This is a genomic window from Gynurincola endophyticus, assembly GCF_003991195.1.
Taxonomy (GTDB): domain Bacteria; phylum Bacteroidota; class Bacteroidia; order Chitinophagales; family Chitinophagaceae; genus Gynurincola; species Gynurincola endophyticus.
This window is the reverse complement of record NZ_RCWL01000029.1, coordinates 1-354: the sequence shown is the minus strand read 5'-3', so window position 1 is coordinate 354 and position 354 is coordinate 1. Positions and strand designations below refer to the sequence as shown.

At 45.8% G+C, this 354-nt stretch carries 1 protein-coding gene; it reads right to left on the bottom strand.

Going from position 1 to position 354, the window contains the following annotated elements:
- Nucleotides 1–354 (bottom strand): hypothetical protein (locus tag D9O48_RS18855; RefSeq protein WP_158624946.1); only part of this gene is annotated, 354 nt, incomplete at both ends.

The window sequence follows — 354 nt, the reverse complement described above, 5'->3', positions numbered from 1 at the left end:
CCGGTCGCGGTTGTCATACACCATAAACTCTCCTCCCTTGCCCGGTATCTTTTTGCGGATCATTCTGTTACGGCCGTCGTATTCATAGCGGAAACATTGTTCATTCAACACAGCACTGCTGATCAATACAAAGTTGGTGCGAATCACATTCACACCAGCCGGTTGTACCACACAACGCAACCGGTTTAAATCATCGTAGATATAATAGGTATTCGCCCAGCCGATATAACCGCTGCCTGTGCCGTCATCAGCTGTAGCTGTTACCCGCACTTTCTTTAAAATCAGTAACCCTTGTTTATCTTTGAATTCTATCACCTGACCAGTACCACTCTCATCGGTGGTGATCGTTTTATA